Source organism: Micromonospora sp. KC207 (assembly GCF_004348615.1).
Lineage (GTDB): Bacteria > Actinomycetota > Actinomycetes > Mycobacteriales > Micromonosporaceae > Micromonospora.
The window spans coordinates 1-4,707 of the sequence record NZ_SMKJ01000402.1 but is presented as its reverse complement, the minus strand read 5'-3'; the positions used below and the strand labels follow the sequence as shown (position 1 = coordinate 4,707).

Annotated in this window: 3 protein-coding genes; 1 reads left to right on the top strand and 2 read right to left on the bottom strand. The window is 76.4% G+C overall.

Annotated features, from left to right (window positions below; translation table 11 throughout):
- Positions 1-419: 419 nt before the first annotated feature.
- Positions 420-677 (top strand): DUF3040 domain-containing protein, encoded by a 258-nt coding sequence (locus tag E1258_RS30050; protein WP_007072314.1) that lies wholly within the window; start codon positions 420-422, stop codon positions 675-677.
- Between the two features lie 15 nt (positions 678-692).
- On the opposite strand, the gene E1258_RS30045 is transcribed toward E1258_RS30050, so the two are convergent.
- Both E1258_RS30045 and E1258_RS30040 read right to left on the bottom strand, forming a co-directional pair.
- Positions 693-1,757: an SWIM zinc finger family protein gene (locus tag E1258_RS30045; RefSeq protein ID WP_132407043.1), complete on the bottom strand. Its 1,065-nt coding sequence runs from the start codon at positions 1,755-1,757 to the stop codon at positions 693-695.
- A partial coding sequence (locus E1258_RS30040; protein ID WP_132407041.1) for a DEAD/DEAH box helicase occupies positions 1,685-4,707 on the bottom strand: 3,023 nt, incomplete at its 5' end. The genes E1258_RS30040 and E1258_RS30045, both read right to left, overlap by 73 nt.

Below are 4,707 nucleotides of genomic sequence, written 5' to 3'. Positions count from 1 at the left end.
CTCCCTGACCCTGCCCCGGGGGTGGGGCGGGTGTGGCGCAAGCGTTGACTGAGGGGTCGCCACGGGAGGCGACGACCGGGTCAGGGGCTTCAAGGCGCGGTGGACGGGTCGGGAACGGCACTTGAGACGGCACCCAGCGCCGGTGCCCCGAGGTCCGGTTCGGGCACTGCCGCCGCCAGCGTCCGGAGCAGGGCGGACACGCACCGGGCGGGCCCGGCGCGATGTTTCGCCCGTCCTGCGGCGGCTGACGTCGTTCAACGCCACAGGGGAACTCCAGACGCCAACAAGCGGGCTCTCAGGCGCCCGGCGGCGGCCCGTCGGAGGCCGTCCGTCGAAAGTAGCAGCAGCAGGAGCGCGTGAGCCGCCACCGCAGCGGGTATGCCGCCGAACCGCTGAACGCGTGAGGGGAAGGCACCGCCATGCTCAGCAAAGAGGATCAGCGCAGGTTCGAACAGATCACCCGTCAGCTCCGGGAGAGCGACCCGGAGTTCTTCGCCCGCCTGGACCACCGGGCCCGGGCCCGTCGCGGCCGGTACCTGATGCTGTTGGCCGTCGTGCTGTGGGCCTCGCTGCCGGCGGCCACCGTCCTGGCCGGCCGACCGGCCGGGGCGATCTTCGCGGCGGTGCTGCTGGCCAACGCCGCTGTCATGTGGCGGTTCCGTCGCCGCTGGTGGTGACCGGCCGCGCCGGGGTCACCGGGGGCCGCCGTCCGCCTCGGGGCGGGCCCGGCCGAACTCCCGGTACGCCCGGCGCAGCCGCTCCACCAGGCCGGGACCGCCGAGCGCGGGCGCCGGGGCACCGAGCTGCCGCAGCAGCAGGTCCGGCCCGGTCGCCAGGCTCGGCGGCCGATCCGGCAGTGGCACCGGCGCGACCCAGAACCGGTCGACCGCGTCGGCGAGCGGCGCGGCGGGCAGCGGAGCGAGCGCCCGGGCGGCACCCACGGCCGGCACGGCCCGGCCGTGGGGCGAGACGTCCGTCGAGATGGGACCGTCCGGGCCACCGTCCCTCGTGGCCGCCGCACCCCGGCCGTCCCCGGTGGACGCCGGCGTAGCTCTCCCGTCGTCGTCGCGGCCCTGGCCGGCGGCCGAGCGCAGGGCACGCAGCCGATCCAGCAGGTCGGCGCGGCGGCGGCCCCGCCAGTGCAGCAGCTCGAACGGGTCCGCGTCGAACGCCTCCGCGAGCAGGTAGAACGTCGCGGCAAGGTGCTTGCACGGTACGGCGAAGTCGGGGCAGTTGCAGCGTTGGTCCAGCTCGGCGACGTCGGCCGGGAACAGCGGCGCGCCGGTGGCGGCGAACAGCTCCTCCAGCTCGTTCGGGAGGTCACCGGCTAGCAGCCGGGCGCTGAAGAACGCCTGCGCCGCCAGTGCCGCCTCCACCCGGTCCCACAGCGCCGCCGGGAACGGCTCCAGCGCTATCCGCACCCGGTACGGCTGAGGCCGCGAGCCCTGCACGCGCGCAGTCACCACGCCGGGGGCGACGTCGAGGTGGAGCACCTGCCCCGCCCGCGCGTACGACCGGCCTCGGGTGAGCCGGGTGCCGAGCGCGAAGGACTCCAGCACCTCCAGGAACCGGCGCGACCACCAGGAGCGGCCGATCTCGCCCCGGGTGCTGCGGGCCCGCAGCCCGCCCTCGACCCGGCGGGGCCGCCCGTAGTCGGCGAACGGGCCGCTCGTGCCTGCCCCGCTCACTCGACCACCGCCCCGGTTTCCAAAGCGAACAGCTCGCGCAGCCGGTCCGTGGACAGCTCGGTGACCCATTGCTCGCCGGTGCCCACCACGGACGCGGCCAGGCTCCGCTTTTCGGCAATCATCGCCGCGACCTTCTCCTCCAGCGTGCCGGCGCAGACGAACTTGCGGACCTGCACCCGCCGCCGCTGGCCGATGCGGAACGCCCGGTCGGTGGCCTGGTCCTCCACCGCCGGGTTCCACCACCGGTCGACGTGCACGACGTGGTTGGCGGCGGTGAGGGTGAGCCCGGTGCCGCCGGCCTTGAGGGAGAGCACGAACAGCGGCGGGCCCGCGTCGGACTGGAACCGGGTCACCATCGCGTCCCGGTCGGCCTTGCCGACCCCGCCGTGCAGGAAGAGCACCTCACGGCCGAACCGGGCCGAGAGGTGACCGCGCAGCATCCCGCCGAACTCGGCGTACTGGGTGAACAGCAGGGCCTTCTCCCCCGCCGCGAGCACCTCGTCGAGGATCTCCTCCAGCCGGGCCAGCTTGCCGGAGCGGCCGGTCAGTGTGGAACCATCGCGTAGCAGCTGGGCGGGATGGTTGCAGACCTGCTTGAGCCGGGTCATCGCCGCCAGTACCAGGCCGCGCCGCTCGATGCCGTCACTGGACTCGATGCGGGCCAGCATGTCGTCCACCACCGCCTGGTACAGCGCCGCCTGCTCGGCGGTGAGGTTGCACAGCACCTCCATCTCCAGCTTCTCCGGCAGGTCGGAGATGACCGAGGAATCGGTCTTGAGCCGGCGCAGCACGAACGGGCCGGTCATCCGGCGCAGCCGCTCGGCGGCCTCGGCGTCGCCGTGCCGCTCGATCGGTTCGGCGTACGCCTTGCGGAACGACGCCGCCGGGCCGAGCAGTCCGGGGTTGGCGAACTGCATGATGGACCACAGGTCGGCGAGCCGGTTCTCCACCGGCGTGCCGGTGACCGCGATCCGGTGTCGGGCGGGCAGTGCCCGGACGGCCTCCGCCTGCCGGGTCGAGGCGTTCTTAATCGCCTGGGCCTCGTCGAGGACGACCCGGTGCCAGTCGATCCCGGCGAGGTCGACGGCGTCCCGGGCGGCCACCGAGTAGGTGGTGAGGACCAGGTCCGCCGCGTGCACGGCCGCGACGAAGTCGTCGCCCCGCGCCCGCTCGGCACCGTGGTGCACGTGTACGCGCAGCTTCGGGGTGAACCGGGCGGCCTCCCGCTGCCAGTTGCCGACCAGCGACATCGGACAGACCAGCAGGGTCGGGCCGGCGTCCGGCGGATCCCCGGCGAGCAGGGCGAGTAGCTGCACCGTCTTGCCCAGCCCCATGTCGTCGGCGAGCACCCCGCCGAGGCCGAGCGACTGGAGGAACGCCAGCCAGGCCAGCCCGCGCCGCTGGTACGGCCGCAGCGTCCCGGCGAAGGCCGGCGGCGGGTCGAGCGGGGTGAGCCGGCGCTCGGCCTGCCCGGCGAGCAGGTCGCCCAGCGCGCCGTCGGCGCTCACCTCCAGCACCGGCAGCGCGTCGGCGGAGTCGGACTCGGCCAGCCCGAGCCGGAGCAGGTCGACCACCGTCAGCTCGCCCGCCGAACGCAGCAGCCGCAACCCGGCGGCCAGCCGCGCCGGGTCCAGCTCGACCCAGCGTCCGCGCAGCCGGACCAGCGGGGTCTTCAGCTCCGCCAGCGCGGCCAGTTCCTCGGCGGAGATCGACTCGTCGCCGAGGGACACCTCCCACCGGTAGTCGACCAGGGCGTCCAGGCCGAACCCGCCGTCGGCGGCGGCCACCGTGCCCGGGGCGGTACGGCTGCGCGCCTGCAACCTCGCCCCCAGCCGCGACGACGGCCGCCGCCACCAGCCCGGCAGCAGCACCCCGAACCCGGCGGCGTGCAGCACCGGCGCGCCCTCGCGCAGGAACCGGTGCGCGCCCTCGACGTCAAGCTCCAGCGCCTCCGGCGTCGCCGTACGCAGGGCGGCGTCCAGCTCCGGCCAGAGCCGGCTGGCCCGGCCCAGCTCGGCGAGCAGAGTCTCCTGGGGGGAGTCGAGCCGGCCCGCCAGCCCGGGAAGGGCGTGCGGGGACCGCCAGACCTGATTGGCGTCGACGAGCAAGCTCGGCTCGTCGGCGGCCTGGAGCCCGAACTCCACCCGCCAGCGGCCCGGGTCGACCGAGGCGCTCTCCGCGTCGTCCGCCGCCATGCCCGGCTCGCTCTCCGCATCGGGCGCGTCCTGGGCCAGCGCGGCGGCGATGGCGTCGGCGATCGGGTCGGCGGCCGGCTCCACCAGCCGGAAGCTGGCCCGGACCGCGCCGCCGGCCGCGTCCCGCTGCCAGTCGTCCAGCGCGGCGGCCAGCGCGTCGAGGGCGGCCCGCTCGGCGGTCAACCCACCGTCTGGCCCGGTCAGCGCCGCGAGCCAGGCCGGCACCGCACCGCCCGGGCGGCCACCACCGGTCAGCACGGTACGGGTGAGGGCGGCCCGCGCGGCGGCGTCGGTGAGCGCGTCGAGGGCGTCGGCGACCAGTTCCCCGGCCGGCACGTCGCTGGCGGCCCGGGCGGCCGGGGGCAGGGCCAGGGCGAGTGACCGCGCCCAGGCGGCGTCCGCGCCGGTGAGCAGGGGACGCCACACCGCCCGCGCCCCGACCCCGCCGGCCGGACGCGGGCCGACGGTGCGCGCCGCACCCGCCCGGGAGAGCGGACGGAAGGCGGCCGGCCCCGGCCCGGGTGCGGGGGCGACGCCGGGCAGGACCCGGCCCCGGCGGACCAGGTCGGCGGCGAACTCGGCCAGCTCCGCGAGGTGCCGCAGTGTCGCGCCGGGCACCCCGGGACGGTCGCCGCGCAGCAGCGCGAGCGCGTCCGCCGGGGCGTACCGGAGGGCGGGAGCGCGCCAGCCGGCGAGGGTGACCGGCCCACGGACCGGTTCGGCGACGGCCGTGCGGACCAGCTCCGGGGAGTCGGCCGGCGAGCCCGCCCGGGTGGGCAGGCGCAGCAGCACCGACCCGGGCTCGGCGGCGACCGGCCCGGCGG

Coding starts and splice junctions, on each gene's coding strand:
- E1258_RS30050 (WP_007072314.1), top strand. CDS start 420: ATGCTCAGCAAAGAGGATCAGCGCAGGTTCGAACAGATCACCCGTCAG.
- E1258_RS30045 (WP_132407043.1), bottom strand. CDS start 1,757: ATGGGTCACCGAGCTGTCCACGGACCGGCTGCGCGAGCTGTTCGCTTT.